We start from the raw sequence: 24,067 nt of genomic DNA, 5'->3' as shown, positions 1-24,067 counted from the left end.
CGGTCCGTCATTCCGGGGCGTGCGAAGCACGAGCCCGGAATCCAGCGGGCCACCATTGACGAGGATCAATGGATTCCGGGCTCGCGCCAAGAGGCGCGCCCCGGAATGACAGGGGAATGTGGAGCGCGAGCTTCCGCCTTAAGCCGGCTTCCGCAAGATCTTCACCAGCTCCCCGTGCACGTACTCATTCCCGCACACGACGTGCCCGGTGACCAGCGGGTCGCCCGGCGTTGCGATATCGCTGATGGTACCGCCGGCTTCGCGCACCATCAGCATACCGGCGGCGATGTCCCAGGATTGCAAATCGCGCTCCCAATAACCGTCGAGCCGGCCGGCGGCGACGAAGGCGAGATCGAGCGAGGCAGCGCCGAAACGGCGCAAGCCGGCGACGCGGTCCTGGATCGCGGTCATCTCGCGGCGGAATTCCTCGTGGTCGCCGCGGCCGATATGGGGCAGGCCGCAGGCCACCACGCATTCGCTCAGCTGGCGGCGGCCGGCGACGCGCAGGCGCTGGTCGTTGAGGAAGGCGCCCTTGCCGCGCTCGGCGATGTAGAGCTCGTCATTGGCGGGGTTGTAGATCACGCCCGCAATCACGGTGCCCTCGCGCGCAAGCCCGATCGAGATCGCGAATTGCGGGATGCCGTGCAGGAAGTTGGTGGTGCCGTCCAAGGGATCGACGATCCAAGTGTGGCTCTTGTCGGTGCCCTCGCGGTTGCCCCCTTCCTCGCCGATGAAGCCGTAGCCGGGCCGGGCCTTGGCGAGGTCCTGGTAGAGGATCTCCTCGGCGCGCTTGTCGGCGAGCGAGACGAAATTGGCCGGCCCCTTCAGCGAGACCTGGAGATGCTCGATCTCGCCGAGATCGCGCTTGAGGCTGCGGCCGGCGCGGCGCGCCGCCTTGACCATGACGTTGATAGTTGCGGAATACAGCATATGCTTCTGGTCTTGATCGGGGAGAGGGGCGCGGAAACGCGCCTGTTTGGGGGATTGGGTGCCCCGTGAGGGGCCCCGCGTCAAGTCATTTGGACCCGAGCCACTTCCTGGCGGCGGCCTCGGCCTTGGCGCGGTCATCGGCCGGCAGATCGGAGAGCTGCTTGTCGAGCTCGGGGTCGCCCTTGCCGGCCGTCTTGGCCACCAGGTGCCATTTGAAGCCCTCGATCTTGTCCACGGGCGTGCCAACGCCGTTGATCAGCACCCAGGCCAGCCGGTTCTGCGCGATCGCGCTGCCCTGGCGTGAGGCCTTGCGAAGCAGGGCGACGGCTGCAGGCTGGTTCTTCGGCGTGCCGGTGCCGTTGAACATCGCGATGGCATATTCGACCTCGGCATCGACATTGTCGGCGATCGCGGCGGCCTGCAGCAGTCGCACCGCGCGTTCGGGGTCCTTCGGCACACCGGTGCCCTCCTTGTAGAAGGTCGCGAGCGCGTATTGCGCTTCGGGCAGGCCTGCATCGGCGGCCTGGCGCAGCAGTTCCGCCGAACGTCGGACGTCCTGCGGCAGCGTCTGGCCGTCCAAATAGAGCAGGGCGAGGTTATAGGCCGCCTTGGGCTCGCCGAGCTTGGCGGCGGAGGCCATCAGCCTGACCGCCTCGCTTTTGTCGACCGGGCCGCCGCGGCCGGAGATGCGCAGCATGGCGAGCGCGAACATCGCCTCGCGATCGCCGGCATCGGCGGCGCGCTTGTACCATTCGGCCGCCTTGACGTAGTCGCGCCTTATGCCCATGGCGTTGGAATAGAGCTCGCCGAGCATGGTCATCGCCTTGGCATCGCCGGCTTGAGCGCGCACCGTGGCGAGCTCGAACGCCGTCTTGTACTGGCCGCGCTGATAGGCGCCGAACACGAGGTCGACGTTGGGATCGTCGGACGGCGGCGCGGGGATCACGGTTGCCGGCTTGGGCGAAGCGGACGGCTTGGGAGATGCCGTAGGCTTCGGCGCCGGTGCTGCCTCCTTCTTCTTGGCAGGGGCGGGCGGCTTTGGCTTCTGCTTCTCTGCCGGTGCGCTCGGCGTCGTCGCCGGCGGGGTGATCTGCAGCTGCGCGGCCGCGGGCACTGTCAGCAGCAGCGTGGCGAGCATGGTGATGCACGGGAGCTTCATGTCGGGCGCTAGCCGTGCTCCTGGCCCGCAGGATCTTGGCCGGCCTGCGCCGTCGCATGGGCCTTCTTGATCGCGGCATCGACCTCGATCAGCGCGGCCTTGGGCCCGCGCGGATCGGCCCAGATGAAGTCGCCGACCAGCACGAAATCGGCGCCGCTGGCGGCGAAATCGTAGGCCTCGTCCAGCGTGGTGGCAAAGCCGACGCAGGGCGGCTCGAACAGCTCGGCCCACCAGTCGAGCCGCTCGGCGATCGCTTGCGCCGAGGGACGCTGGCCTTTCGCATCGGGCTCGCCGAACAGCACGTAATCCGCGCCCATCTCGCCGGCATCCATGGAATGGTGCCGCGTCGTCAGCCCGCCGACACCGGCGATGCGATCTGGCTTGAGCGACGGCAGCGCCTCCTTCAGCGCGGCGATGCCGGGCAGGTGCGCGCCGTCGGCGCCGCCGCGCGCGACGATATCAGGGTGGCCGTCGACGAGGAGTGCGGCGCCCGCCTTCTGCACCGGCGGCGCCAAGGCCTTGACGCGCGAGATCATGCCGCGCTGATCGGTCTCCTTCAGCCGCAGCAGCACGGCGGCGACGTCGGCGGACGCGATCAGCCCCGGCAGCTCGGCGACCAGCGTCGCGGGATCATCGACGACGGGCGTCGCGAGATAGAGACGCGGCGCCGGGCGCGGCGGAGGCGGTTTGTTCGACAAGGTCTAGGCTGCCTTCTGTTCCAGGCTGCTTTGCCATTCGCCCTTGGAGGCGAGGCCGTTCATGCGGGCGCGATGACTGAAGGCGCGCTGGCCGGCCGCGACGTTCTCAGGCTTGCCCGACCAGGCCTTCTGCGGCGCGGCCTGCAGCGCGCGGCCGTAGGAGAAGGTCAGGCCCCAGGGCAGCGGACCGAGCTTGTGCATGGCGTTGAGATGCGCGGTCGCCTCTTCGTCCGACTGGCCGCCGGACAGAAAGGCGATGCCGGGCACCGCCGCCGGCACGCAGGCCTTCAGCAGCCGTATCGTCTTCTCCGCGACCTCCTCGACCGAGGCCTGCTTCGGACATTTCTTGCCTGAGATCGCCATGTTCGGCTTCAGCACCATGCCTTCCAGCGCCACGCGCTGCACGCGCAATTCCTGGAAGGTCTTGTTGAGCACGCGTTGCGTCACCTCATAGCAGCGCTCGATGTCGTGGTCGCCGTCCATCAGCACCTCCGGCTCGACGATCGGCACGATCTGCGCGGCCTGGCACAGCGCAGCATAGCGCGCCAGCGCGTGGGCGTTGACGCTGATCGCGGTCATCGAGGGGATGCCGCTGCCGATGTCGATCACCGCGCGCCATTTGGCAAAGCGTGCGCCGCGCTCGTAATATTTCTTCAGCCGCTCGGCGAGCCTGTCGAGCCCGACCGTGACGAGCTCTCCCGGGCACATCGGCAAGGCCTGCGTGCCTTCGTCGACCTTGATGCCGGGAATGGCGCCGGCCTGCTCGATCAGCTTGACCAGCGGCGTGCCGTCCTTGGCATTCTGCCAGATCGTCTCGTCATAGAGGATCACGCCGGAGATGTACTGGCTCATGGCGTCCTTGGCGCGAAATAGCATCTCGCGATAGTCGCGGCGGTTCTCCTCGGTCGATTCCACGCCGATGGCGTCGAAGCGCTTCTTGATGGTGCCGGAGGATTCGTCGGCAGCAAGGATGCCCTTGCCGGGCGCCACCATGGCGGTCGCGATCTTGTTGAGCTTAGTCAGATTCATCGAGAGGTCCTCCCAAAACGATTCTGCCCTTGCCCGTGAAAATAGACCGTTCTCGGGCAATTGCCGAGTTATCGTTCGTCGCAGGGTAAAGGGTCTTTCTGTCATTCCGGGATGCGCCGAAAGGCGCAGGCCCGGAATCCATAACCCCAGGCTGTGGTTATGGATTCCGGGCCCACGCTTCGCGTGTCCCGGAATGACGGGAGGATGTGACGGAGGCCTTAGGCGACCCGGGGATCGAGCTCGCCCTTGGCGTAGCGCTTGGCCATCTCGGCGGTGGTCAGCACCTTCTTGATCTTGGAGGCCTGGCCTGCGGTGTTGAACTCCTGCAGGCGCTGCTTGCACAGCTTGGTCATGGCTTCCATCGCCGGCTTCAGGTACTTGCGCGGATCGAACTCTTCCGGGTTATCCTTCAGAACTTTCCGGATCTGGCCGGTCATCGCCATGCGGTTGTCGGTGTCGATGTTGATCTTGCGCACGCCGTTCTTGATGCCGCGCTGGATCTCGGCCACCGGCACGCCCCAGGTCGGCTTCATCTTGCCGCCATAGGCGTTGATGATGTCCTGCAGATCCTGCGGCACCGAGGAGGAGCCGTGCATGACGAGATGCGTGTTCGGCAGCTTGCGGTGGATCTCCTCGATCACGTTCATGGCGAGGATGTCGCCGTCGGGCTTGCGGGTAAACTTGTAAGCGCCATGCGACGTCCCCATCGCGATCGCGAGCGCGTCGACCTTGGTTTCCTGGACGAACTTCACGGCCTCGTCCGGATTGGTCAGGAGCTGGTCGTGGCTAAGCTTGCCTTCGGCGCCGTGGCCGTCTTCCTTGTCGCCCATGCCGGTCTCGAGCGAGCCGAGCACCCCGAGCTCGCCCTCGACCGAGATGCCGCCGAGATGGGCCATGTCGGTGACGGTCTTGGTGACGCCGACATTGTAGCCCCAGTCGCCGGGGGTCTTGCCGTCGGCCTTGAGCGAGCCGTCCATCATCACCGAGGTGAAGCCGGCCTGGATCGCGGTCATGCAGGTCGCCGGCTCGTTGCCGTGGTCGAGATGAACGCAGACCGGAATGTGCGGATAGATCTCGGTCACCGCGTCCATCATGTGCTTGAGCATGACGTCGTTGGCGTAGGAGCGCGCGCCGCGCGAGGCCTGGATGATGACGGGCGCGTCGACCTGGTTGGCCGCGTCCATGATGGCCAGCGCCTGCTCCATGTTGTTGATGTTGAAGGCCGGTACGCCGTAATCGTTCTCCGCCGCGTGGTCGAGCAATTGACGTAACGTGATCCGAGCCATCTGTCTTTGTCTCCCGTTGGGGCCTCAAAGGCCGCTTGATTACTTGCTACGCAGAACTTCAACGCCGGGCAGGGGCTTGCCTTCCATCCATTCAAGGAACGCGCCACCGGCGGTCGACACATAGGTGAAGTCTCCGGCCACATGGGCCTGGTTGAGCGCCGCGACGGTATCGCCGCCACCCGCGATCGAGATCAGCTTCTTGGCCTTGGTGCGCTCGGCGGCGTGCTTGGCGGCCGCGACCGTGCCGCGGTCGAACGGCTGCATCTCGAATGCGCCCAGGGGGCCGTTCCAGACCAGCGTCGCCGCATCGTCGATCGCGGCATGGACGCGCGCGATCGATTGCGGGCCGACGTCGAGGATCATGCCGTCGGCCGGGATCGCATCGAGTCCATAGGCATGCGACGGCGCGTTGGCGGCGAAGTGATAGGCGACGGTGGCGTCGACCGGGAGGATGATGGCGCAATTGGCGGCTTCCGCCTTCTCCATGATGCGCAGCGCGGTGGGGCTAAGATCCTTCTCGGCCAGCGACTTGCCGACCGCAACGCCCTGCGCGTGCAGGAAGGTGTTGGCCATGCCGCCGCCGATCACGAGCGCGTCGACCTTGGTGACGAGGTTTTCCAACAGGTCGATCTTGGTCGAGACCTTGGCGCCGCCGATGATGGCGATCACGGGCTTGCTCGGCGAGCCCAGCGCCTTCTCCAGCGCGTCCAGCTCGGCCTGCATGGTGCGGCCGGCATAGGCCGGCAGCTTGTGGCCGAGACCTTCGGTCGAGGCGTGGGCGCGGTGCGCGGCCGAGAACGCGTCATTGACCCAGATGTCGCCGAGCTTCGCGAGTTCCGCGACGAAGGCGGGATCGTTCTTTTCTTCCTCTTTGTGGAAGCGGGTGTTTTCCAGGCACAGGATGTCGCCATCCTTCAGGCCGGCGACCGCCTTGGCCGCGGGCTCGCCGATGCAATCCTCGGCAAACGCGACGGGCTTCTTCACCACCTTCGCCAGCGCCTCCGCGACGGGCTTGAGCGAGTCCTTGGCGTCGCGTCCCTTCGGCCGGCCGAAATGCGCGAGCAGGATGACCTTGCCGCCCTTGTCGGCGAGCTCGGTGATGGTCGGCGCCACGCGCTCGAGCCGGGTGGCGTCGGTGACGCGCCCGCTCTCCATGGGCACGTTGAGGTCGACGCGCAGCAGCACGCGCTTGCCCTTCACGTCGACGTCGTCGAGGGTGCGGAATTTAGCGGGCATCGTTCATCATCCGTGCGTCGGAGTGTCGGAATCGGGGGGAGGCGAATGGCCGTGGTCGCCGCTCCCTCCACCGTCTTTCGGAGACTTCACTGCGAGGCCCCGGCGAAATCCGTACGCGATCATCGCGATCAACAGTATGACGCCAGGGATGCCAATCCAGTGAGGAAGCACCTTGGCTTCCCTCAGATCACCTTCGCCATCGCGGCGGCGGTGTCCGCCATGCGGTTCGAAAAGCCCCACTCGTTGTCGTACCAGGACATCACGCGCACCAGCGTGCCGTTCTGCACCTTGGTCTGGTCCTCGTGGAAGGTCGAGGAGTGCGGGTCGTGGTTGAAGTCGATCGAGACGTTCGGCGCATTGGTGTAGCCGAGGATGCCCTTGAGCTGCTGCTCGCTGGCGCGCTTCATCGCCGCGTTGATCTCCTTGGCGTCGGTGGCGCGCTTGGCGAGGATCTTGAGGTCGACGACCGAGACGTTCGGGGTCGGCACGCGGATCGCGACGCCGTCGAGCTTGCCCTTCAGCTCGGGCAGCACGAGGCCGATCGCCTTCGCAGCACCCGTCGAGGTCGGGATCATCGACATCGCCGCCGCGCGGCCGCGGTAGAGATCCTTGTGCATCGTGTCGAGCGTCGGCTGGTCGCCGGTATAGGCGTGGATCGTGGTCATGAAGCCGGTCTCGATGCCGACGAGATCGTTCAGCACCTTGGCAACCGGCGCAAGGCAGTTGGTGGTGCAGCTGCCGTTGGAGACGACGAGGTGATCCTTGGTCAGCGTGTCGTGGTTGACGCCGTAGACGATGGTGGCGTCGGCGCCGTCGGCGGGCGCGGAGACCAGCACGCGCTTGGCGCCGGCGGTCAGATGCGCGCTAGCCTTGTCCTTCGAGGTGAAGATGCCGGTGCATTCCATCGCAATGTCGACGCCGAGATCCTTCCAGGGCAGCTTCGAGGGATCGCGCTCGGCGGTGACCTTGATCTTGCCGTTGCCGAGGCTGATGGAGTCGCCGTCGACGGTGACGGTGCCGGGAAAGCGGCCATGGACGCTGTCGAAGCGGAGGAGATGAGCGTTGGTCTCGACCGGGCCGAGGTCGTTGATGCCGACGACCTCGATGTCCTTGCGGCCGGACTCGGCGATAGCCCGCAGGATGTTGCGGCCGATGCGGCCAAAACCGTTAATTCCGACGCGGACTGCCATGTTTCGTCTCCTTCAATGACCGTTGTCATCCCGCACAACGCGCTATACGCGCCTGCGAGGGTTTTTTAGGGGCGGACGCCCGGTTCGGCCGGGCGGTGCTTGATCATATGGGAGATTAGGTAGTCCTTTTTTGCGGCAAGCTCAACTCTCAGGAAACGCGCTTCAGCACAGCGTTAACCGCGGCCTCGGCGGTAATGCCGAAATGCTTGTAAAGCTCCTTGGCAGGGCCGCTTTCGCCGAACGAATGCATGCCGATGAATTCGCCATCCTGGCCAATCACGGCGTCCCAGCCCCAGCGCACGGCGGCCTCGATCGCGATCTTCACCGGCGCGTTGCCGATGATGGCGGCGCGCTTGGCCTCTGGTTGCGCTAACAACAGCTCCAGCGAGGGAACGGAGACAACGCGCGAAGCGACGCCGCGTTCCGCCAATTGTTTCTGGGCCGCGACCGCGATCTCGACCTCCGAGCCCGAGGCGAACAGCGTCGCCTTGGCTTCGCCCTGGGCGGCGACCAACTCGTAGGCACCAGCCGCGCAGGGATTGTCGTTCGGTGCGGTGGTCCGCAGCTGCGGCAGGTTCTGCCGCGTCAGTGCCAGCACGGTCGGGCCATCGACGCGGTTGAGCGCGAGCTCCCAGCACTCAGCGACCTCGATGGCATCGCAGGGACGGAACACGCGCATGTTGGGAATGGCTCTGAGCGCTGCGAGATGCTCGACCGGCTGATGGGTCGGGCCGTCTTCGCCGAGGCCAATCGAGTCATGAGTCATGACGTAGACGACGCCGGCGCCCATCAGCGCGGCAAGGCGCATCGCCGGACGCGCATAATCGGTGAAGACGAGGAAGGTCGCGCCGTTCGGTGCGAAACCGCCATGCAGGAAAATGCCGTTCATCGCGGCGGCCATGCCGTGCTCGCGGATGCCGTAATGGATGAAGCGGCCCTTCGGCGTCTTGGCCGAGAAGGCGGTCGCCGACTTCGCCTTGTTGTTGTTGGAGCCGGTGAGGTCGGCCGAGCCTGCCAGGAATTCCATCGGCATGGCGCCGGCGATCACTTCGATTACGGCTTCAGAGGATTTGCGGGTCGCCGCAATCATCGGCTTTTCCAGCAGCTCCTTCTTGTAGGCGCGCACGGCCTTGGCGAGCGAAGCCGGACGCTCATGACGCAGGCGGCGCTCGAACTCGGCGCGCTTGCGGCTGCCGAGCTCACCGAGCCGCGCTTCCCATTCCTGGCGTGCCGCGGCGCCTCGGCTGCCGGCCGCGCGCCATGCCTTCAGCACGTCGTCGGCGACCGCGAACGGCTCGAGTGAAATGCCGAGATTTTCCTTGGCAGCCTTGAGCTCGTCGGCGCCGAGTGCCTCGCCGTGCACCTTCGAGGTGCCTTGCTTGTGCGGCGCGCCGAAGCCGATCGTGGTGCGGCAGGCGATCAGCGTCGGCTTGCTGGATTTCTTCGCGCGCGTGATCGCATCGGCGATCGCGGCCTGGTCGTGGCCATCGATCTTCTCGGCCGCCCAGCCCGCCGACTTGAAGCGCTTCACCTGGTCGACGGAATCGGAGATCGAGGTCGGGCCGTCGATCGAGATGCCATTGTCGTCGTAGAGCACGATCAGCTTGTTGAGCTTCCAGTGGCCGGCCATCGCGATCGCTTCCTGCGACACGCCTTCCATCAGGTCGCCGTCGGAGGCGAGCACATAGGTGTGGTGGTCGACGATCTTCTTGCCGAATTCGGCGGCGAGCATCTTTTCGGCCAGCGCCATGCCGACCGCAGTCGAGATGCCCTGGCCGAGCGGGCCGGTGGTGGTCTCGATGCCATTGGTGCGGAAGTTCTCGGGGTGGCCGGGGGTCAGCGAGTCGACCTGGCGGAACTGCTTGATCTGGTCCAGCGTCATCTCGGCATTGCCGGTCAAATACAGCAGCGAATAGAGCAGCATCGAGCCGTGGCCGGCCGAGAGCACGAAGCGGTCGCGGTCCGGCCAGGCGGGCGCGGCGGCATCGAATTTCAGGAACTGCGTGAACAGCACGGTGGCGATGTCGGCGGCGCCCATCGGCAGGCCGGGATGGCCCGATTTCGCCTTCTCGACAGCGTCCATCGAAAGGCCGCGGATCGCGTTGGCCATACGGGTGTGATCGACCTGCGTCATGTCTGAAATCCGTCTGAAATGAAGCGCTTGGCGATGGTTGCCCGCGCGGGGAGAAGCCTGGCGGCCACTGAAGGTTGGCGCTGGGATAGCACCTCGGTTCCGGGAGTCCAAGGCAATCGAACGCCGGTTTGGCCGCAAAAGTTGCCTGTGTGGACATCGGTTTTCCGCCGGGATCGCGCCGGGCGGAAGCGACGCAGCGACACGTCGTCCCGATTGAACAGTGCATAGTTTTGCGGCGGCGTTGCGCTTGGCTAGCTTGCTTTGTAAATTTCTGCTTCTAACCGCTTGCCGAACCGAGTCTTTTGCCGGACGGCAAGCTCCAGGGAAAGGCCACTGGGCAAAGGCCGCCAGGTTCCGCCGCTGACTGCATGAACGATCGCGTATCCAACAGTTCCGCCATGACGGAGTCGTCCGCCGTCGAGATCGAGATTGCGACCCGCAGACTCATGGCGGCGCTCGATGCGCTCGAAAGTGCGGTGGAGCGGCGTCGCGATGCCGATCGCGACGAGAACGAGCTTGCGGCGCGCATCCAGGCGCTCGGCGCGGATCGCTCGCGTCTTGCCGACGAGCTCGACGGCGCGCTGGTGAAGGCACGCAAGCTCGAGCGCACCAATCGCGAGATTTCTGACCGGCTGGATTCCGCGATCGTCACGATACGCTCGGTGCTCGATACCGGAGAGGACGGATGAGCCACATCAACGTCACCATCAACGGCCGGCAATATCGCATGGCCTGCGAGGAGGGCCAGGAGGTGCGGCTGCTCAAGCTCGCCGAGACGCTGGAGACGCGCATCCAGTCGCTGCGCGGAAAATTCGGCGAGATCGGCGATGCGCGCCTCACCGTCATGGCTGCGCTCACCGTGTGTGATGAGCTGATCGACACCACCAACCGCGTCCGCACCCTTGAGCAGGAATTGACCGAGCTCAGGGATTTCCGCAATGCCGCCGTCGAGCGCGCCAGGATGACGCAGACCGCGGTGGTCAACGCGCTGAACGCCGCCGCCGAGCGCATCGAGAAATCGACCCAGGTCCTGAACCGGACGGTGGGGAACGGCATCGCGATCGGCTGAAGCTCGATAGGAGCCGTGCCCTTACCCTTCCCTGGAGGGCCCCGGAGGGGGAGGGTCGATCGCGCGTAGCGCGAGCGGGGTGGGGTGATCTCTCCACACGAACAGTGCCCGTGGGGAGAGATTACCCCACCCCGTCTCACATTTCGCTGCGCTCCATGTGAGCCGACCCACGGGCGAGCTTCGCTCGTCCCGGACCCCTCCAGGGGAGGGTAAGAAAGCGCGCAGCGGAAGCCGCACTCTCGTCGCACTGGCGATTCGTCAGTACAGTTGTTACATTGCCTGCGCGAGGCTGCGACGTGCGTCAGGAGCCATATATCCCCGGGGCCTTATCGATCCTTTAGGGAACTGTCCCTGGCCGGGCCCGTGGGCTCGGACATATGGTGCCCACCTACTTTCGTAGGGAACTCCGGGATCGAGTGCTTCAACGGCGTTCGCGGCTTCGCACTTTCGTTTGCTTGGTTTGTGCTTGTTGAAACGACTGCGGCCAATTCAACAGGTGTCATTCCCCGCGGAGGCGGGGAATCCAGTACGCCGCGGACCTTGTGTGAATCACCACCACCTCTGGAATACTGGATCACCCGCCCCAGTGCGCAAGGGCGCACAAGGCGGGTGATGACGTGGGGACCAAAGCGCATGCCCAACTCCAAAGCCGAGCTCCGTGCCAAAGCCCTCGCCAAGCGCGATGCGCTGAGCGAGAAGAAACGCATCGCTGCCGCCGCAAAGCTCGCCAAGCGTGGGCTGCCGTTCAAGCTGCTGCCCGGCAGCATCGTCTCCGGCTATTCGCCGATCCGCAGCGAGATCGATCCGATGCCGCTGCTTGCGAGGCTCGCGGAAGAGGGCGCCAGGCTGGCGCTGCCTTGCGTCACCGCGCGCGGCCAGTCGCTGATCTTCCGCATCTTCCATCCGAACGACCGCCTGATGCTCGGCCCGCTCGGCATTCCCGAACCTTCACCTGCTGCGGCCGAAGTCATTCCCGACATCATGCTGACGCCGCTCGCCGCCTTCGACCGCCTCGGCCATCGCATCGGCTATGGCGCCGGGCATTACGATTTCACCTTTGCGCATTTGCGCAAAACCAAGCACATCGTCGGCATCGGCGTTGCGTTTGCAGTGCAGGAGATCGAGGCGGTTCCGGCACTATGCCACGACGTGGCGCTGGATTATGTGCTAACGGAATCGGACGTGTTCGATTTCCGGAGTTCTGAAGTTGCGCATTCTCTTCGTGGGTGACGTCGTCGGCCGCAGCGGACGCGAGGCCGTTTCCGAATATCTCCCCGGCATGGTCAAGGACTGGTCGCTCGATCTCGTCATCGTCAACGGCGAGAATTCGGCCGGCGGCTTCGGCATCACGGAAGCGATCTACCAGGAGTTTCTCGAGGCCGGCGCCGATGCGGTGACGCTCGGCAATCATTCCTGGGACCAGCGCGAGGCCCTCGTCTTCATCGAGCGCGCCGACCGCCTGGTGCGCCCCGCAAACTATCCGCGCGGCACGCCCGGCCGCGGCGCCGCCTTGGTCGAGACCAAGAACGGCAAGCACGCCCTCGTCGTCAACGCGCTGGGCCGCGTCTTCATGACCCCGTTCGATGATCCCTTCGCCGCGCTCGAGCGCGAGCTTGGCGCCTGTCCGCTCGGTGTCGCCGCCGACGCCATCGTCGTCGACTTCCATTGCGAGGCGAGCAGCGAGAAGCAGGGCATCGGCTTCTTCTGCGACGGCCGCGCCAGCCTCGTCGTCGGCACGCACACGCATGTGCCGACCGCCGACCACCAGATCCTGTCAGGCGGCACCGCCTACATGACCGACGCCGGCATGACCGGCGATTACGATTCCATCATCGGCATGCAGAAGGAAGAGCCGCTGCGGAGGTTCACATCAGGAATTCCGTCCGGCCGCTTCGAGCCGGCCGCAGGCGCCGCGACGCTCAGCGGCGTCGCCGTGGAAACGGACGATGCGACAGGGCTCGCGCTCAAGATCGCGCCGGTGCGCGTGGGTGGAAGGCTGGAGCCGACGACGCCGAAATTCTGGTTGAGCTGAAGCGCGAGCGAAATCACCCGGTGTCGTCTCCGGACGATTATATCAACTTTGCCCTCAGCAGCGGACATCGACGCGCAACAAGGGAACTCCGCTTTGGGCTACAAGCGGAAGTCAACAGTCATTGGCGGCTGCGAGCCCTTCTCTTCGACAGATTGGATTCCGTTCAAGAAGCTGTCCGCAACATTGGTGTCATCGTCGGCGAAGAACCATGTTGTATCTCGCCGATGATCTTGAAGCCGTGGCGTTCATAAAGGGAGATGTTTCGCGGATTCGAACTTTCGAGGTAGGCGGCGATGCCCTCCTCGTCGCATCGCCGAAGAGCGTGCTTCATCAACAATGTGCCGAGACCTTGGCCGATCCAGTTCGGATCGGAGGCAATGAGAGGCAGATACCAATGGGGCTCGTGGGGATGATGTTCGGCCATTCCCTGGAGCATGTGTCCAATATCATCGGCGATCTCCGGACGCAGGGATTGCGCCATGAGTGCGTCCATGGCCGTTTCATCGGGCTCGACGCCGGGCGGCAGCCACAGGGCGGCCGCGCGAGCCCCTTCTGTGATGTAAGCTGTGCCATGCTCGAATGCCCGTCCGCCAAATGCCTTGACGAATTGAGGCATAATCCTGAGATATTCGGATGAATCGGGCCAAACCCAACGCGCCATCGGATCGGCTGCAAAGCCAAGTACAATGGTGCTGATAGTGCTTGCCTGAATGTTGGCGCCCGCAGATTTGATTTCCGAGTCTGCGCTCATGATATCGTCTCCAAGTCGTCGATGGCGTCGGCCACATTCATTCTAAGATGCAGCACAGGATAGTGGCCGGGCGCTACGGCGTCGCGCGCAATCACGCGTCAATCTCAGGTGACCGCGCCCCGCGCCGCGACTGGCCAAAGTGCCTCCACGCGGGAATCCGGCGTGTTGAAGCCGCGCACGCCGACATACCAGTCGTAGAGATTGACGGTCGGGTCGCAATGGCCGGGGATCAGCGTCACCTTGTCGCCGATCGCCAGTCGCGACGAAGCGTTGTCGAAATCGAGCAAGCCATGCTCGTCAGAGGGCCGATGATAGCGCAGATCGGGCCGGCCGAGCACGACCGGAAATCCGCTGTCGTTCGACAGAGCCTTGTGGCCGGCATCGATGACCGCGTGTTCGCCGGCGCCTGTGCTCATCACCGTCGCGATCACGAACAGCGCATGCTCGAACGGATTGGCGTTGCGCGCCCCGTCGGCGAGGTTCTTGGCGTAGTCGGCGTCCATGAAGATATAGGAGCCCGCCTGCAATTCGTTCCAGATGCCGCTCGCGCCTTCGAGCTCGAATGTGCCGGTTCCCGCACCTCCAATCGTCCGGCACTGAAAGCCCGCGTCCTTGAGGACGCGCAGTGTCTCCGCGGTCGCGTTCGCGGCACCGGCGATGGCAGCGCGCCGCTCCTCCGGCGTGCGCAAATGCTGGGCAGAGCCCTGATAGGCCTGCAAGCCGCCGAACAATAGGAAGCGTGAAGCCGCCACCTGCCGCGCCAGGGTGGCCGCCGCCGGCCCCGGCCTGACGCCGCAGCGACCGGCGCCGACGTCGATTTCGACCAGGACTTCGATTTGCGATCCTGCCCGCTCCGCGGCGTGCGACAGTTGCTCGACCATGATCGCATCGTCCACGCAAACGCTGATGCGTGCGTGGCGCGCGAGGCCTGCGAGCCGTTCCAGCTTCCGCAGGCCCACCACCTCGTTGCTGACGAGCACGTCGCTCACCCCGCCCGCAACCAGGATCTCGGCCTCGGCGACCTTCTGGCAGCACATGCCGATTGCGCCGCGCGCTATCTGCTTGGCCGCAATGATCGGTGATTTGTGGGTCTTCGCATGCGGACGCAAGCGAACGCCGAGCTTGCTCACCGCCGCCGCCATCGTGTCGAGATTGCGCTCGAAGGCGTCGAGGTCGATGATCAGCGCCGGTGTATCGATCTCGGAAAACGGCGCGCCGATTTGGGCGGGTGGACAGGCCATCGAAAAACCAGCTTGTTGTGTTCGGGTTCGCGCGGATGCGCGGCGGCATTTCTACGGCAACGTCGGCCGCCGCACCAGTGCAGTCGGCTTTTGTGCTCGGCGGACGGCGGGGAGAACCGCACGCCTCTCACAATTTCGGAATAATAGCATTTTGCCCCTGTTTTGCCCGACGAGTCAACGCGCGCCGGGGCCCGCCGGCGTAAGCCATTGATTCCGCACACCCCGGCTACTGTGCATGGGGTTGTTTTTTAGGTTTTGAGTCAAAGGCCTTAGCGCCGCCCGTCAGCCCTGCCGGAATCCCATCCGGAAGGCGCCCCAGTGCTTGCCGCGGATCATGATCGGCGAGGACAGGTCCTTCATCAGCACGAACTGCCCGCCGCCCATGTCGCGGCGATAGGTTTGCAGCAGGAAGGGTTTTGTGTTGGCCGCGACCTTCTTCACCGCGCGGTCGGTGAACAGGCGGCGGTTGCGGCAATTGGCGTTATTCCAGACCGGGTCCTTGCCCTGCGGCAGGCGGTAGTTCGGATTGTGGGTCGGAAGGTAGCCGCCCCGCGCCCAGGCGACGCAGAACACGATGCGCGGATCGGTCTTCTGGATCGGGTCCTGGATCGCAGGCAGCACGCGGTCGGTGAACTCGACGTAATTGGTGAGGTACTGCTTCGGATCGGTGCCTGATATCTCGCGGTAGGTCTCGTCCATGAGCTGGTCGAGCGTGATCTCGCCGCGGTCGATCGCAGCTTCGAACTCGGCCGAGATCCGCTTCGCGGTGTCGACGACGATGCGGATCAGCGGCGCGTCCGACGTCTCCACGCCGCTGTCGGCGATCAGCGCGATCAGGCCTTCGGAGGCGTCGAGCAGCTTTGCTACCCGCTCGTCGGCGCTTCGGAGGTCGCGCGAGGAGAGGTCGACGCCCTTGGCGAGCTCGTTGAGCTCGCTGATCACGGTGTCGCAGTGGCCGAGGTTCGAGGTCGCCGCGCGCGCGACGCCGTCGATCTCGGCTTCGACCGAGGCGAAGCCCTGCTGGACCCGCGAGATGATGCCGGAGATCGCTTGCGCGCCTTCGCCGGCGGTCTTGGCGCGCTGCGAGGCGTCGCTGCTCTCGCCGATCAGGCCTTCGATCTGGCCGTCGAGATCGCGCACGGTGTCGGAGATCTCATGCGTGGCCTGGCGCGTGGCCTCCGCGAGGTTCTTCACCTCGCTTGCGACCACCGCGAAGCCGCGGCCGGCAGTGCCGGCGCGCGCCGCTTCGATGGTGGCGTTCAGCGCGAGCAGATTGGTCTGCTTGGCGATCGCCTCGATCGAGCCGGAGACCTTCGCCACCTGCGCCAACGCCGCGCCGACCGCGGACAGGCGCGCCTCGATCCGCTCCACCGCGGCGACGAGCTCGGAGATGTGGCTGACCGCGGTGTCGACGGCGCCGCGCGACTGCGCGATCTCGCCGACCGCGGCCGACGTCGTGGTTTGCACCGCCTGCGAGGCATTGGCGATGTCGTGGTTGGCCGAGACCATCGTCTCGGCCGTCTTCTGCAAATGGTGAAACCGTTCCGACTGGCTCGCGACGCGGTTGGCGACGTCCTGGACGTTGCCGGCGATGTCGGCGAGCTCGACGCCGAGACCGCCGATGCGGTCGGCGAGCTGGTCGATCAGGCGTTCGGCCAGCGTCCGGTTGGAGGCAGTGTCCAATACGGCAAGTTGTGCAGAGGACATGTACGGGCTCTCTCCAGTCGGAGCCGTTGATCGGCTCCTTGGCGGCATTCCGATTCCAGATCCGACCTTAGAGGATGATTCGCGCCCGGCGTCTTGCCCAGGAGTGCAGGTGCGTGCAGGTGCGTGCACGCGCGGGAGCGCTACAGCTTGTAGGCCGTGCGGAAGCCGCCCCAGTGCCGGCCCTGCACGCGGATCGGGACGTCGATCTCCCGCATCATCACCGTATTCCCGTTGCCCATGTCGCGCGCATAGCTCTGGACCAGGTACGATCGCAGGTTGCGCGCGGCAGCTAACCCCGCCGGATCGTTGAAGATGCGCCGGTTGCGGCTGTTGGCCGTGTTCCAGGCGACGTCGCCCGGCCGCTGCGGATGCGAATAGATCTTGTTGTGCACCGGCAAAAAGCCGTTGCGGTCGACCATGGCGCAGAACGCCATCCGCGACTCCCGCGCCAGAAAGGCTTCCTGGAACGGCGGCAGGGCGCGGTCGGCCCAGTCGAGATATTTGGTGCGGTATTGCTGCGGATTGGTGCCGGCGATTTCCAAATAGTCCGTGTCGAAGAGGTCGTCGAGCTTGACCTCGCCGCGCGCAACCGCCTTCTCGAATATCTGCGTCAGCGCATTGCCGGCTTCCATGGCACGGGTGACGAACTCGGTGTTCTCCTCATGGATCGACCAGAGCTTGTCCTCGATCTTCTCGTTGAGAGCGGCGGTGGCGCCGACGAATTGCGCGCGGGCGCCGGCCTTGGATTGCTCGATCACGCGCAGGCGGCAGGCGCCGATGTCCTCTAAGCTGCCTTCGATCGTCGCTTGCGTTGCCAGCCGGCTTGCGTCCGCGCCGCCGATCAGCACGCCTTCCATCGCGATTTCATAGACCGGCATCACGGCGCGCGCGGTTTCGAATTTGAGGTGGCAGGGCAGCCGCTCGGTCTTGCGGCGGTCGTCGTGCTCGCTCTGGCGCAGCAGCACCGCGCAGCGCGATTTCAGCTTCTGGGCGAAGGTGGTGACGGCCTTGCCGGCGCTGGCGACGCTCTCGCCATGGGTCTCGGCCGCCTTGGTCGCCGCGTCGATCTCGGCCGCGCTCTCGCCGACCGAGATGATGAACTCCGAGGCGCTGGCGGCGTTGCCGGAGACTTCGCTGGTCGTGGCATTCTGCTCGGCGACCGCGCCGTTGACGGTGTCGAAGACCGGACGGATCGCCTCGATCGCCTGCGAGATGCGGTGCACGGCGTCCGCCGAGCCGGCGGCGTCGCGCTGCAATGCGTCGATCTTCTTCGTGATCTCCTCGGTCGCACTCTGGGTCTGCACCGCGAGCGCCTTGACCTCGGTGGCAACGACGGCAAAGCCTTTTCCGGCTGCGCCCGCGCGCGCGGCCTCGATCGTCGAGTTGAGCGCGAGCAGCGTGGTCTGCCGCGCGATCTGCGCGATCAAATTGACGACGTTGCCGATGGCGGCGGAGGATTCGCGCAGGCGGTCGACATTGGCGCGGGCTTCCTGCGCGGCGGCGCTGGCCTCGTCGGCGAGCTTGCCGGCTTCCCGGACCTGCGCGCCAATCCCTTGCGCGGACTGGGTGAACTTGTCGGCGGCATGGGCGAAGGTGGAGGCGGTGGATTGCGCCGCGTTGGTCCGGCCGGTCAGGGCGTCGGTGCGGTCGCGAATGGCAGCGAGGGTCGCCGCGGTCGCCTCGGCGCCGCCGGCCACCGAATTGGCGGCGCGCTCGAGCTGGCGGATCATGGCGCCGAGCTCGAGTTCCAGCAATTCCAGGATTTCCCGGGCCGAATCACTTTCGGCGGTCGGGGCGGGTGCGGCAGGGGCCGCCGGCTGCGCAGCCTCCGGGGCTGCCGCGGGCGCGGCCGTGTCCGGCAGACGCTTCCGAAATAATCCGAACGCCATCGGGTCTCTCTTGTCGGGGGACGGTCGGGCGCTATTTTCGCAGTCCGGAATGAAATCAGGGTTAACGGTGCCCATCTAGGCAGGCGCCGTTACGGCGGCTACCTTTACAGTGCTACCTCAGGAGCAGCCGAGCCCTTTGATTCCGGTGGGTTGGCGGCCTATAAGGCCGCGCTTCCCACGCTCATCTTTGGCTGACGATTTCTCAAGAGACCACGCATGGCCGGACATTCCCAATTCAAGAACATCATGCACCGCAAGGGGCGGCAGGATGCCCAGAAGTCGAAACTGTTCGGCAAGCTGGCGCGGGAAATCACCGTCGCTGCCAAGCTGGGCACCCCCGACCCCGCCATGAACCCCCGCCTGCGTGCCGCCGTGATCGCGGCGCGGCAGGAGAACATGCCGAAGGACAATATCGAGCGCGCCATCAAGAAGGCGCTCGGCAGCGACGGTGAGAACTATGACGAGATCCGCTACGAGGGCTACGGCCCCGGCGGCGTCGCCGTCATCGTCGAGGCACTGACCGACAATCGCAACCGCGCCGCCTCCGACATCCGCTCCTTCTTCACCAAGTCCGGCGGCAATCTCGGCGAAACCGGCTCGGTCTCCTTCATGTTCGACCGCACCGGCATCATCGAATATGACCGCAGCGTCGCCTCCGACGATGCGGTGCTGGACGCCGCGATCGAGGCCGGCGCCGACGACGTGGTCTCGGGCGAGAATGGTCACGAGATCTACGCCTCGACCGAAAGCTATCGCGACGTCGCCAAGGCGCTGGAAGCCAAGTTCGGCGAGCCGCGCAAGGCTGCGCTGATCTGGAAGCCGCAGAACACGGTTGCGGTCGACGACGAGACCGGCGAGAAGCTCCTGAAGCTGATGGACCTGCTCAACGAGCACGACGACGTCCAGAACGTCTACGCCAATTTCGAGGTGTCGGACGCGCTTGTTGCGAAGATGGGCGGATAGGCCGCTCTCGTGTCCCGGACGCGCTGCAGCGTGAAACGCTGCGGCGCTGGGCCGGGACCCATTCCCCTGTTACTTCCGTTCTGTTTCTGTTTCGCATCCCGCGGCCAGCCGCTATCACTGGCCCATGACTGCGCTCCCGATTCGTGGCCCCGTTCGCATCATCGGCATCGACCCCGGCCTGCGCCGCACCGGCTGGGGCGTGATCGAGGCCGAGGGCAACCGCCTGATCTATGTGGCCTGCGGCTCGGTGGAACCGCCGGACGATCTACCGCTGGCGAGCCGGCTGCTCGCGATCCATGAAGGGCTCGCTTCCGTCTTGTCCAATCACCAGCCGCTGGAAGCCGCGGTCGAGCAGACCTTCGTCAACAAGGACGGCGTTGCAACGCTGAAGCTTGGCCAGGCCCGCGGCGTTGCCATGCTGGCGCCCGCAATGTTCGGCATCTCTGTCGCAGAATACGCGCCGAACCAGGTCAAGAAGACGGTGGTCGGCGCCGGCCACGCCGACAAGCAACAGATCGCGATGATGCTGAAGATCCTGCTGCCGAAGGCCGAGCCGCCGTCCGCGGACGCCGCCGACGCGCTCGCCATCGCCATCACCCACGCCCATCACCGCCAGAGCACGGCGCTCCGGCTGAAGGTGGTGGGGATATGATCGGCAAGCTCAAGGGCTTGATCGATTCCTACGGCGAGGATTTCGTCATCCTCGACGTCGGCGGCGTCGGCTATCAGGTACATTGCTCCTCGCGCACCTTGCAGCATCTGCCCTCGCCGGGTGAGGCCGCTGTGCTGTCGATCGAGACCTATGTCCGCGAGGACCAGATCAAGCTGTTCGGCTTCCGCACCGACCAGGAGCGCGAATGGTTTCGCCTGCTCCAGACCGTGCAGGGCGTCGGCGCCAAGGTCGCGCTGGCCGTGCTCGGCACGTTGTCGCCGGCCGATCTCGCCAATGCCATCGCGCTGCGCGACAAGGCCGCGGTGGCGCGAACGCCCGGTGTCGGCCCCAAGGTCGCCGAGCGCATCGTCACCGAATTGAAGGACAAGGCGCCGGCCTTCGCCAACGTCGATCCCGCCGTCGTGCATCTTGCCGGCGCCGTCGACGACCAGCGCGCGCCGCGGCCCGTCGCTGATGCGATCTCCGCCCTGGTCAATCTCGGCTATGGCCAGCCGCAGGCCGCCGCGGCGATCGCGTCGGCCTCGCGCAGCGCGGGTGAGGGCGCCGAGACGGCGCAGCTGATCCGGCTCGGGCTGAAGGAATTGGCAAAGTGAGTGCCTCAATGGTCAGTCTCGTAGGGTGGGCAAAGCGAAGCGTGCCCACCATCTACAAAGCGAGCAGCGACATGGTGGGCACGGCGCGAAGTGCGCCTTTGCCCACCCTACGATCCGATGGAGTTCGCTGAGTGAGCGACCCCAAGGCCAGCCGCATGGTCTCGCCCGAGCGCCGCAGCGATGATGTCGGCGACACCGCGCTGCGGCCGCAATCGCTGTCCGACTTCGTCGGCCAGGCGCAGGCGCGCAAGAATCTCTCGATCTTCATCGAAGCGGCGCGCAAGCGCGGCGAGGCGCTGGATCACGTGCTGTTCGTAGGTCCCCCGGGGCTCGGCAAGACCACGCTGGCGCAGATCGTGGCGAAGGAGCTCGGCGTCGGTTTCCGCGCCACCTCGGGGCCCGTGATCGCCAAGGCCGGCGATCTTGCCGCCCTCTTGACCAACCTCGAAGAGCGCGACGTGCTCTTCATCGACGAGATCCATCGCCTCAGCCCGGCGGTGGAAGAGGTGCTCTATCCCGCGATGGAGGACTTTCAGCTCGACCTCATCATCGGCGAGGGCCCGGCGGCGCGCTCGGTGAAGATCGAGCTGTCGAAATTCACCCTGGTCGGTGCCACCACGCGCGCCGGCCTTCTCACCAATCCCTTGCGCGACCGCTTCGGCATTCCGGTCCGGCTCAACTTCTACACGATCGAGGAATTGGAGAGCATTGTCAGCCGCGGCGCGCGCGTGCTCAACGTCGGCATGAGCGCCGATGGCGCCAACGAGATCGCGCGCCGCGCCCGCGGCACGCCGCGCATCGCCGGCCGCCTGCTCCGCCGCGTGCGCGATTTCGCCTCGGCGGCCGATGCCGACAAGATTGACCGTAAGATTGCCGACCATGCGCTGAGCGCGCTCGAGGTCGATACCGCAGGGCTGGACGCGATGGATCGGCGCTATCTCTCGACCATCGCGCTCAACTATGGCGGCGGACCGGTCGGCGTCGAGACCATGGCTGCGGCCTTGTCGGAGCCGCGCGACGCCATCGAGGACATCATCGAGCCCTATCTGATCCAGTGCGGCTATCTGCAGCGCACGCCGCGCGGCCGCCTGCTGACCTCGCACGCCTTCCGCCATCTCGGTCTCGCCGAGCCCTCGCGCGATGCGGCGGCGCAGTTCGGCCTGTTCGGCACGGATGACAGCGACGAGTGATCTGCCGAACCTCGCGCTGTTCCGGCTTGATGAATTTCCGTTAACCTCGTGCAGACGATCTGCACGAACGCACCCCAATTCCGCTCCAATCGGATATCATCAAGGCGCCGCATCATCATCGGGCTTCCATGATCACGCGCCGTCATCTCATCCGTTCCATCGGCGGTCTGTCCGCCCTCGGCGTCTCGACCGCAGCCTACGGCGTCGGTGTCGAGCCGGTGCTGCGCCTTCGCGTCACGCGCTATCATCCGATGCCGCGGCAGTGGCCGGCGGATTTTCCGCTGAAGATTGCCGCCATCGCTGACATCCATGCCTGCGATCCCTGGATGTCGCTGGAGCGCATCGAGGGCATCGTCGACCGGACCAACGCGCTCAACGCCGATCTCATCGTGCTGCTCGGCGACTATGTCGCCGGCCTTCACCATGTCACGCGCTTCATTCCGTCGAGCGAATGGGCAAGGGTATTGGGGCGCCTGAAGGCGCCCCTCGGCGTCCATGCCGTCATGGGCAACCACGACTATTGGGATGACAGAACAGTGCAGCAGGCAGGGCACGGGCCGACCATCGCACATCGGGCGCTGGAGGCGGCCGGCATCCCCGTCTACGAGAACGATGCTGTGCGCCTCACCAAGGACGGCCGTCCGTTCTGGCTTGCCGGCCTCGGCGATCAGCTCGCCTTCCTGCCGGCGCGGCGCTTCCGGAGCATGGCGCACTTCGGTGCCGACGATCTCAATGCTACGCTGGCGAAGATCACCGACGATGCGCCGGTCATTCTGCTCGCGCACGAGCCCAATGTCGCTCCGCTCGTGCCCGCGCGCGTCGCGCTGCAATTGTCCGGCCATACCCATGGCGGCCAGGTCCGCCTGCTCGGCTGGTCACCGGCCGTCGCGCCCAGGAACGGCCTGCGTCTCGCCTATGGCCATTTCCGCCTGAAATGCGATCTCATCGTGTCCGGCGGCCTCGGTTGCAGCATCATGCCGCTCCGCTTCGGCGTGCCGCCTGAGATCGTCGAGGTGACGCTGGGAAGGCCAGGACCGGTCGTGTCCTAACACGCTTGCGCGTCCGGCTGTTTTTGCGCAAAACGTGCCGGTTACCGACCAGCGAAGAGGCTCCGGACGTGACAGCTCATCTCGACGGCGAGATCCGCGACGGCCGCCACCACATGCAGGTCCGGGTCTATTACGAGGACACGGATTTTTCCGGCATCGTCTATCATGCCAATTACCTGCGCTACATGGAGCGCGGACGCACCAATCATCTCAGGCTGATGGGTGCCGAGCAGCAGGTGCTGTTCGAGCAGACCGAGACGGACGGCGCGGGCTTCGCCTTCGTGGTGCGCTCGATGCATCTGGACTTCCTGAAGCCCGCGCGAATGGACGACGTGCTCGACGTCGTGACCTGGCCGGTCGCGGTGAAAGGGGCGTCAATCATGCTGGCGCAGGAGGTGCGGCGCGGTGACGACGTGCTGGTGAAAGCCGAGGTCCGCGTCGCCTTCATCAGCGGCGGCCGGGCCCAGCCGATTCCGAAGTCGATCCGCCAGCTGATGAAGGCCGATCTGGTTACGTGATCGCTCGATAGCGGATCGCCTATCGACTCCGCCAATTGCGACGATACATTCGCGGTCCCGATCAACCGATGAGGCCACCATGTCGCGCCCGCCGCTTCCACCCTTCACCCGCGAGACCGCCGCGCAAAAGGCCCGCATGGCCGAGGACGCCTGGAATTCACGCGATCCGGTGCGGGTCTCGCTCGCCTATACCGAGGACAGCCGCTGGCGCAACCGTTCGGAAGTGTTTCAGGGCCGCGAGGCCATCGTCGCCTTCCTCACCCGCAAATGGGAGAAGGAGCAGGATTACCGCCTGATCAAGGACCTCTGGGCCTTCGACGGCAGCCGCATCGCGGTGCGCTTCCAGTACGAATGGCACGATGCAAGCGGCCAGTGGTACCGCTCCTACGGCAACGAGCAATGGGAGTTCGACGAGCACGGCCTGATGAAACGGCGCGAGGCCTCGATCAACGACATCGCCATTGCGGAGAAGGACCGCCGATTTCACTGGGCGGCGCCGGGCCCGCGGCCGGCCGATGTGCCGGGGCTGGGAAGCGAGCCGTTCTGAAATTAACAAAGCGACCGCTGCTTCACCCTCTCCCCTTGCGGGAGAGGGTGGCTCGCCGCATAGCGGCGAGACGGGTGAGGGGTCTCTCTCCTCACGAGCAGTCCGGCGAATGGATAGAACCCCTCATCCGGCGCTTCGCGCCACCTTCTCCCGCAAGGGGAGAAGGGAAGACGAGTGCGTCTC

At 65.6% G+C, this 24,067-nt stretch carries 23 protein-coding genes and 1 other RNA gene; 12 read left to right on the top strand and 12 right to left on the bottom strand.

The genetic code is table 11. The annotated features are described in order from the left end of the window. Positions 1-138: 138 nt before the first annotated feature. The 8 genes from I6F20_RS12370 to tkt all read right to left on the bottom strand — a co-directional run bounded on the left by I6F20_RS12370 (position 139) and on the right by tkt (position 9,662). Positions 139-930: an inositol monophosphatase family protein gene (locus tag I6F20_RS12370; RefSeq protein ID WP_225111697.1), complete on the bottom strand. Its 792-nt coding sequence runs from the start codon at positions 928-930 to the stop codon at positions 139-141. An 85-nt stretch (positions 931-1,015) separates the two neighbouring features. Then, positions 1,016-2,089 carry a tetratricopeptide repeat protein gene (locus tag I6F20_RS12365; RefSeq protein WP_225126373.1) on the bottom strand — a complete coding sequence of 358 codons (1,074 nt, stop codon included), beginning with the start codon at positions 2,087-2,089 and terminating at the stop codon, positions 1,016-1,018. Positions 2,090-2,097: 8 nt separating this feature from the next. Further along, positions 2,098-2,787 (bottom strand): thiamine phosphate synthase, encoded by a 690-nt coding sequence (locus I6F20_RS12360; protein WP_225126371.1) that lies wholly within the window; start codon positions 2,785-2,787, stop codon positions 2,098-2,100. 3 nt (positions 2,788-2,790) lie between these two features. Next, positions 2,791-3,816 carry a class I fructose-bisphosphate aldolase gene (locus tag I6F20_RS12355; RefSeq protein ID WP_225126370.1) on the bottom strand — a complete coding sequence of 342 codons (1,026 nt, stop codon included), beginning with the start codon at positions 3,814-3,816 and terminating at the stop codon, positions 2,791-2,793. A 218-nt stretch (positions 3,817-4,034) separates the two neighbouring features. Continuing rightward, positions 4,035-5,102, bottom strand: a complete 1,068-nt coding sequence (gene fba / locus I6F20_RS12350; RefSeq protein WP_035998315.1) for a class II fructose-bisphosphate aldolase — start codon at positions 5,100-5,102, stop codon at positions 4,035-4,037. Between the two features lie 39 nt (positions 5,103-5,141). Further along, entirely contained in the window at positions 5,142-6,338 is a 1,197-nt protein-coding gene (locus I6F20_RS12345) for a phosphoglycerate kinase (protein WP_109142460.1), read from the bottom strand. 182 nt (positions 6,339-6,520) lie between these two features. Then, positions 6,521-7,528, bottom strand: coding sequence for a type I glyceraldehyde-3-phosphate dehydrogenase (gap, locus tag I6F20_RS12340; protein WP_225126369.1), 1,008 nt, complete (start codon positions 7,526-7,528; stop codon positions 6,521-6,523). Positions 7,529-7,676: 148 nt separating this feature from the next. Next, entirely contained in the window at positions 7,677-9,662 is a 1,986-nt protein-coding gene (tkt, locus tag I6F20_RS12335; protein ID WP_225126368.1) for a transketolase, read from the bottom strand. Between the two features lie 368 nt (positions 9,663-10,030). Between tkt and I6F20_RS12330 the strand changes: the two genes are divergently transcribed. The 5 genes from I6F20_RS12330 (at position 10,031) to I6F20_RS12310 (ending at position 12,763) form a co-directional block, all read left to right on the top strand. Next, positions 10,031-10,351 carry a DUF4164 domain-containing protein gene (locus I6F20_RS12330; protein WP_020608063.1) on the top strand — a complete coding sequence of 107 codons (321 nt, stop codon included), beginning with the start codon at positions 10,031-10,033 and terminating at the stop codon, positions 10,349-10,351. Continuing rightward, positions 10,348-10,731 carry a cell division protein ZapA gene (locus I6F20_RS12325; protein ID WP_035998340.1) on the top strand — a complete coding sequence of 128 codons (384 nt, stop codon included), beginning with the start codon at positions 10,348-10,350 and terminating at the stop codon, positions 10,729-10,731. The genes I6F20_RS12330 and I6F20_RS12325 overlap by 4 nt, the downstream gene beginning before the upstream one ends. Positions 10,732-11,014: 283 nt before the next feature. Then, a non-coding RNA gene (gene ssrS / locus I6F20_RS12320) (6S RNA) lies at positions 11,015-11,175 on the top strand. 189 nt (positions 11,176-11,364) lie between these two features. Continuing rightward, the gene (locus I6F20_RS12315) at positions 11,365-11,961 is read left to right on the top strand and encodes a 5-formyltetrahydrofolate cyclo-ligase (protein WP_225126367.1); all 597 of its coding nucleotides are present in this window, start codon (positions 11,365-11,367) and stop codon (positions 11,959-11,961) included. Further along, positions 11,939-12,763, top strand: coding sequence for a TIGR00282 family metallophosphoesterase (locus I6F20_RS12310; RefSeq protein WP_225126366.1), 825 nt, complete (start codon positions 11,939-11,941; stop codon positions 12,761-12,763). Before I6F20_RS12315 ends, I6F20_RS12310 begins: the two co-directional genes overlap by 23 nt. 163 nt (positions 12,764-12,926) lie before the next feature. Here I6F20_RS12310 and I6F20_RS12305 read toward each other — a convergent pair whose 3' ends face one another. The 4 genes from I6F20_RS12305 to I6F20_RS12290 all read right to left on the bottom strand — a co-directional run bounded on the left by I6F20_RS12305 (position 12,927) and on the right by I6F20_RS12290 (position 18,351). Then, positions 12,927-13,514, bottom strand: coding sequence for a GNAT family N-acetyltransferase (locus I6F20_RS12305; protein ID WP_085971997.1), 588 nt, complete (start codon positions 13,512-13,514; stop codon positions 12,927-12,929). A gap of 104 nt (positions 13,515-13,618) precedes the next feature. Further along, a complete protein-coding gene (locus I6F20_RS12300; protein ID WP_225126365.1) occupies positions 13,619-14,755 on the bottom strand; it encodes a DSD1 family PLP-dependent enzyme in 1,137 nt (378 codons plus the stop codon). Positions 14,756-15,037: 282 nt separating this feature from the next. Further along, positions 15,038-16,462, bottom strand: coding sequence for a methyl-accepting chemotaxis protein (locus I6F20_RS12295; protein ID WP_225112983.1), 1,425 nt, complete (start codon positions 16,460-16,462; stop codon positions 15,038-15,040). A gap of 140 nt (positions 16,463-16,602) precedes the next feature. Further along, positions 16,603-18,351, bottom strand: coding sequence for a methyl-accepting chemotaxis protein (locus I6F20_RS12290; RefSeq protein WP_225126364.1), 1,749 nt, complete (start codon positions 18,349-18,351; stop codon positions 16,603-16,605). A 216-nt stretch (positions 18,352-18,567) separates the two neighbouring features. Between I6F20_RS12290 and I6F20_RS12285 the strand changes: the two genes are divergently transcribed. The 7 genes from I6F20_RS12285 to I6F20_RS12255 all read left to right on the top strand — a co-directional run bounded on the left by I6F20_RS12285 (position 18,568) and on the right by I6F20_RS12255 (position 23,884). Continuing rightward, complete coding sequence (locus I6F20_RS12285; protein WP_035998371.1) at positions 18,568-19,314, top strand: YebC/PmpR family DNA-binding transcriptional regulator; 747 nt, start codon at positions 18,568-18,570, stop codon at positions 19,312-19,314. Between the two features lie 124 nt (positions 19,315-19,438). Beyond that, the gene (gene ruvC, locus I6F20_RS12280) at positions 19,439-19,966 is read left to right on the top strand and encodes a crossover junction endodeoxyribonuclease RuvC (protein ID WP_225126363.1); all 528 of its coding nucleotides are present in this window, start codon (positions 19,439-19,441) and stop codon (positions 19,964-19,966) included. Further along, the gene (gene ruvA, locus I6F20_RS12275; protein ID WP_035998377.1) at positions 19,963-20,580 is read left to right on the top strand and encodes a Holliday junction branch migration protein RuvA; all 618 of its coding nucleotides are present in this window, start codon (positions 19,963-19,965) and stop codon (positions 20,578-20,580) included. The genes ruvC and ruvA overlap by 4 nt, the downstream gene beginning before the upstream one ends. 155 nt (positions 20,581-20,735) lie before the next feature. Beyond that, positions 20,736-21,770, top strand: coding sequence for a Holliday junction branch migration DNA helicase RuvB (ruvB, locus tag I6F20_RS12270; protein ID WP_225126659.1), 1,035 nt, complete (start codon positions 20,736-20,738; stop codon positions 21,768-21,770). A 128-nt stretch (positions 21,771-21,898) separates the two neighbouring features. Then, positions 21,899-22,819 (top strand): metallophosphoesterase, encoded by a 921-nt coding sequence (locus I6F20_RS12265; protein WP_225126362.1) that lies wholly within the window; start codon positions 21,899-21,901, stop codon positions 22,817-22,819. A 68-nt stretch (positions 22,820-22,887) separates the two neighbouring features. Continuing rightward, on the top strand, positions 22,888-23,337 hold the full coding sequence (ybgC, locus tag I6F20_RS12260) for a tol-pal system-associated acyl-CoA thioesterase (RefSeq protein ID WP_036021745.1): 450 nt from the start codon (positions 22,888-22,890) through the stop codon (positions 23,335-23,337). Positions 23,338-23,416: 79 nt separating this feature from the next. Next, positions 23,417-23,884 carry a nuclear transport factor 2 family protein gene (locus I6F20_RS12255; RefSeq protein WP_036021747.1) on the top strand — a complete coding sequence of 156 codons (468 nt, stop codon included), beginning with the start codon at positions 23,417-23,419 and terminating at the stop codon, positions 23,882-23,884. The last annotated feature ends 183 nt before the right edge of the window (positions 23,885-24,067 follow it).

The organism is Bradyrhizobium sp. IC3123 (assembly GCF_020193625.1).
In the GTDB taxonomy this organism is placed as follows: domain Bacteria; phylum Pseudomonadota; class Alphaproteobacteria; order Rhizobiales; family Xanthobacteraceae; genus Bradyrhizobium; species Bradyrhizobium yuanmingense.
Note: the sequence above shows the minus strand (reverse complement) of the source record. Positions and strands in the feature narration are given on the sequence as shown.

Coding starts and splice junctions, on each gene's coding strand:
- I6F20_RS12285 (WP_035998371.1), top strand. CDS start 18,568: ATGGCCGGACATTCCCAATTCAAGAACATCATGCACCGCAAGGGGCGG.
- ruvC (WP_225126363.1), top strand. CDS start 19,439: ATGACTGCGCTCCCGATTCGTGGCCCCGTTCGCATCATCGGCATCGAC.
- I6F20_RS12295 (WP_225112983.1), bottom strand. CDS start 16,462: ATGTCCTCTGCACAACTTGCCGTATTGGACACTGCCTCCAACCGGACG.
- I6F20_RS12345 (WP_109142460.1), bottom strand. CDS start 6,338: ATGCCCGCTAAATTCCGCACCCTCGACGACGTCGACGTGAAGGGCAAG.
- fba (WP_035998315.1), bottom strand. CDS start 5,102: ATGGCTCGGATCACGTTACGTCAATTGCTCGACCACGCGGCGGAGAAC.
- I6F20_RS12365 (WP_225126373.1), bottom strand. CDS start 2,089: ATGAAGCTCCCGTGCATCACCATGCTCGCCACGCTGCTGCTGACAGTG.
- I6F20_RS12370 (WP_225111697.1), bottom strand. CDS start 930: ATGCTGTATTCCGCAACTATCAACGTCATGGTCAAGGCGGCGCGCCGC.
- ruvB (WP_225126659.1), top strand. CDS start 20,736: ATGGTCTCGCCCGAGCGCCGCAGCGATGATGTCGGCGACACCGCGCTG.
- I6F20_RS12330 (WP_020608063.1), top strand. CDS start 10,031: ATGAACGATCGCGTATCCAACAGTTCCGCCATGACGGAGTCGTCCGCC.
- I6F20_RS12305 (WP_085971997.1), bottom strand. CDS start 13,514: ATGAGCGCAGACTCGGAAATCAAATCTGCGGGCGCCAACATTCAGGCA.
- I6F20_RS12325 (WP_035998340.1), top strand. CDS start 10,348: ATGAGCCACATCAACGTCACCATCAACGGCCGGCAATATCGCATGGCC.
- I6F20_RS12315 (WP_225126367.1), top strand. CDS start 11,365: ATGCCCAACTCCAAAGCCGAGCTCCGTGCCAAAGCCCTCGCCAAGCGC.
- I6F20_RS12290 (WP_225126364.1), bottom strand. CDS start 18,351: ATGGCGTTCGGATTATTTCGGAAGCGTCTGCCGGACACGGCCGCGCCC.
- I6F20_RS12265 (WP_225126362.1), top strand. CDS start 21,899: ATGATCACGCGCCGTCATCTCATCCGTTCCATCGGCGGTCTGTCCGCC.
- I6F20_RS12300 (WP_225126365.1), bottom strand. CDS start 14,755: ATGGCCTGTCCACCCGCCCAAATCGGCGCGCCGTTTTCCGAGATCGAT.
- I6F20_RS12355 (WP_225126370.1), bottom strand. CDS start 3,816: ATGAATCTGACTAAGCTCAACAAGATCGCGACCGCCATGGTGGCGCCC.
- I6F20_RS12255 (WP_036021747.1), top strand. CDS start 23,417: ATGTCGCGCCCGCCGCTTCCACCCTTCACCCGCGAGACCGCCGCGCAA.
- tkt (WP_225126368.1), bottom strand. CDS start 9,662: ATGACGCAGGTCGATCACACCCGTATGGCCAACGCGATCCGCGGCCTT.
- ruvA (WP_035998377.1), top strand. CDS start 19,963: ATGATCGGCAAGCTCAAGGGCTTGATCGATTCCTACGGCGAGGATTTC.
- gap (WP_225126369.1), bottom strand. CDS start 7,528: ATGGCAGTCCGCGTCGGAATTAACGGTTTTGGCCGCATCGGCCGCAAC.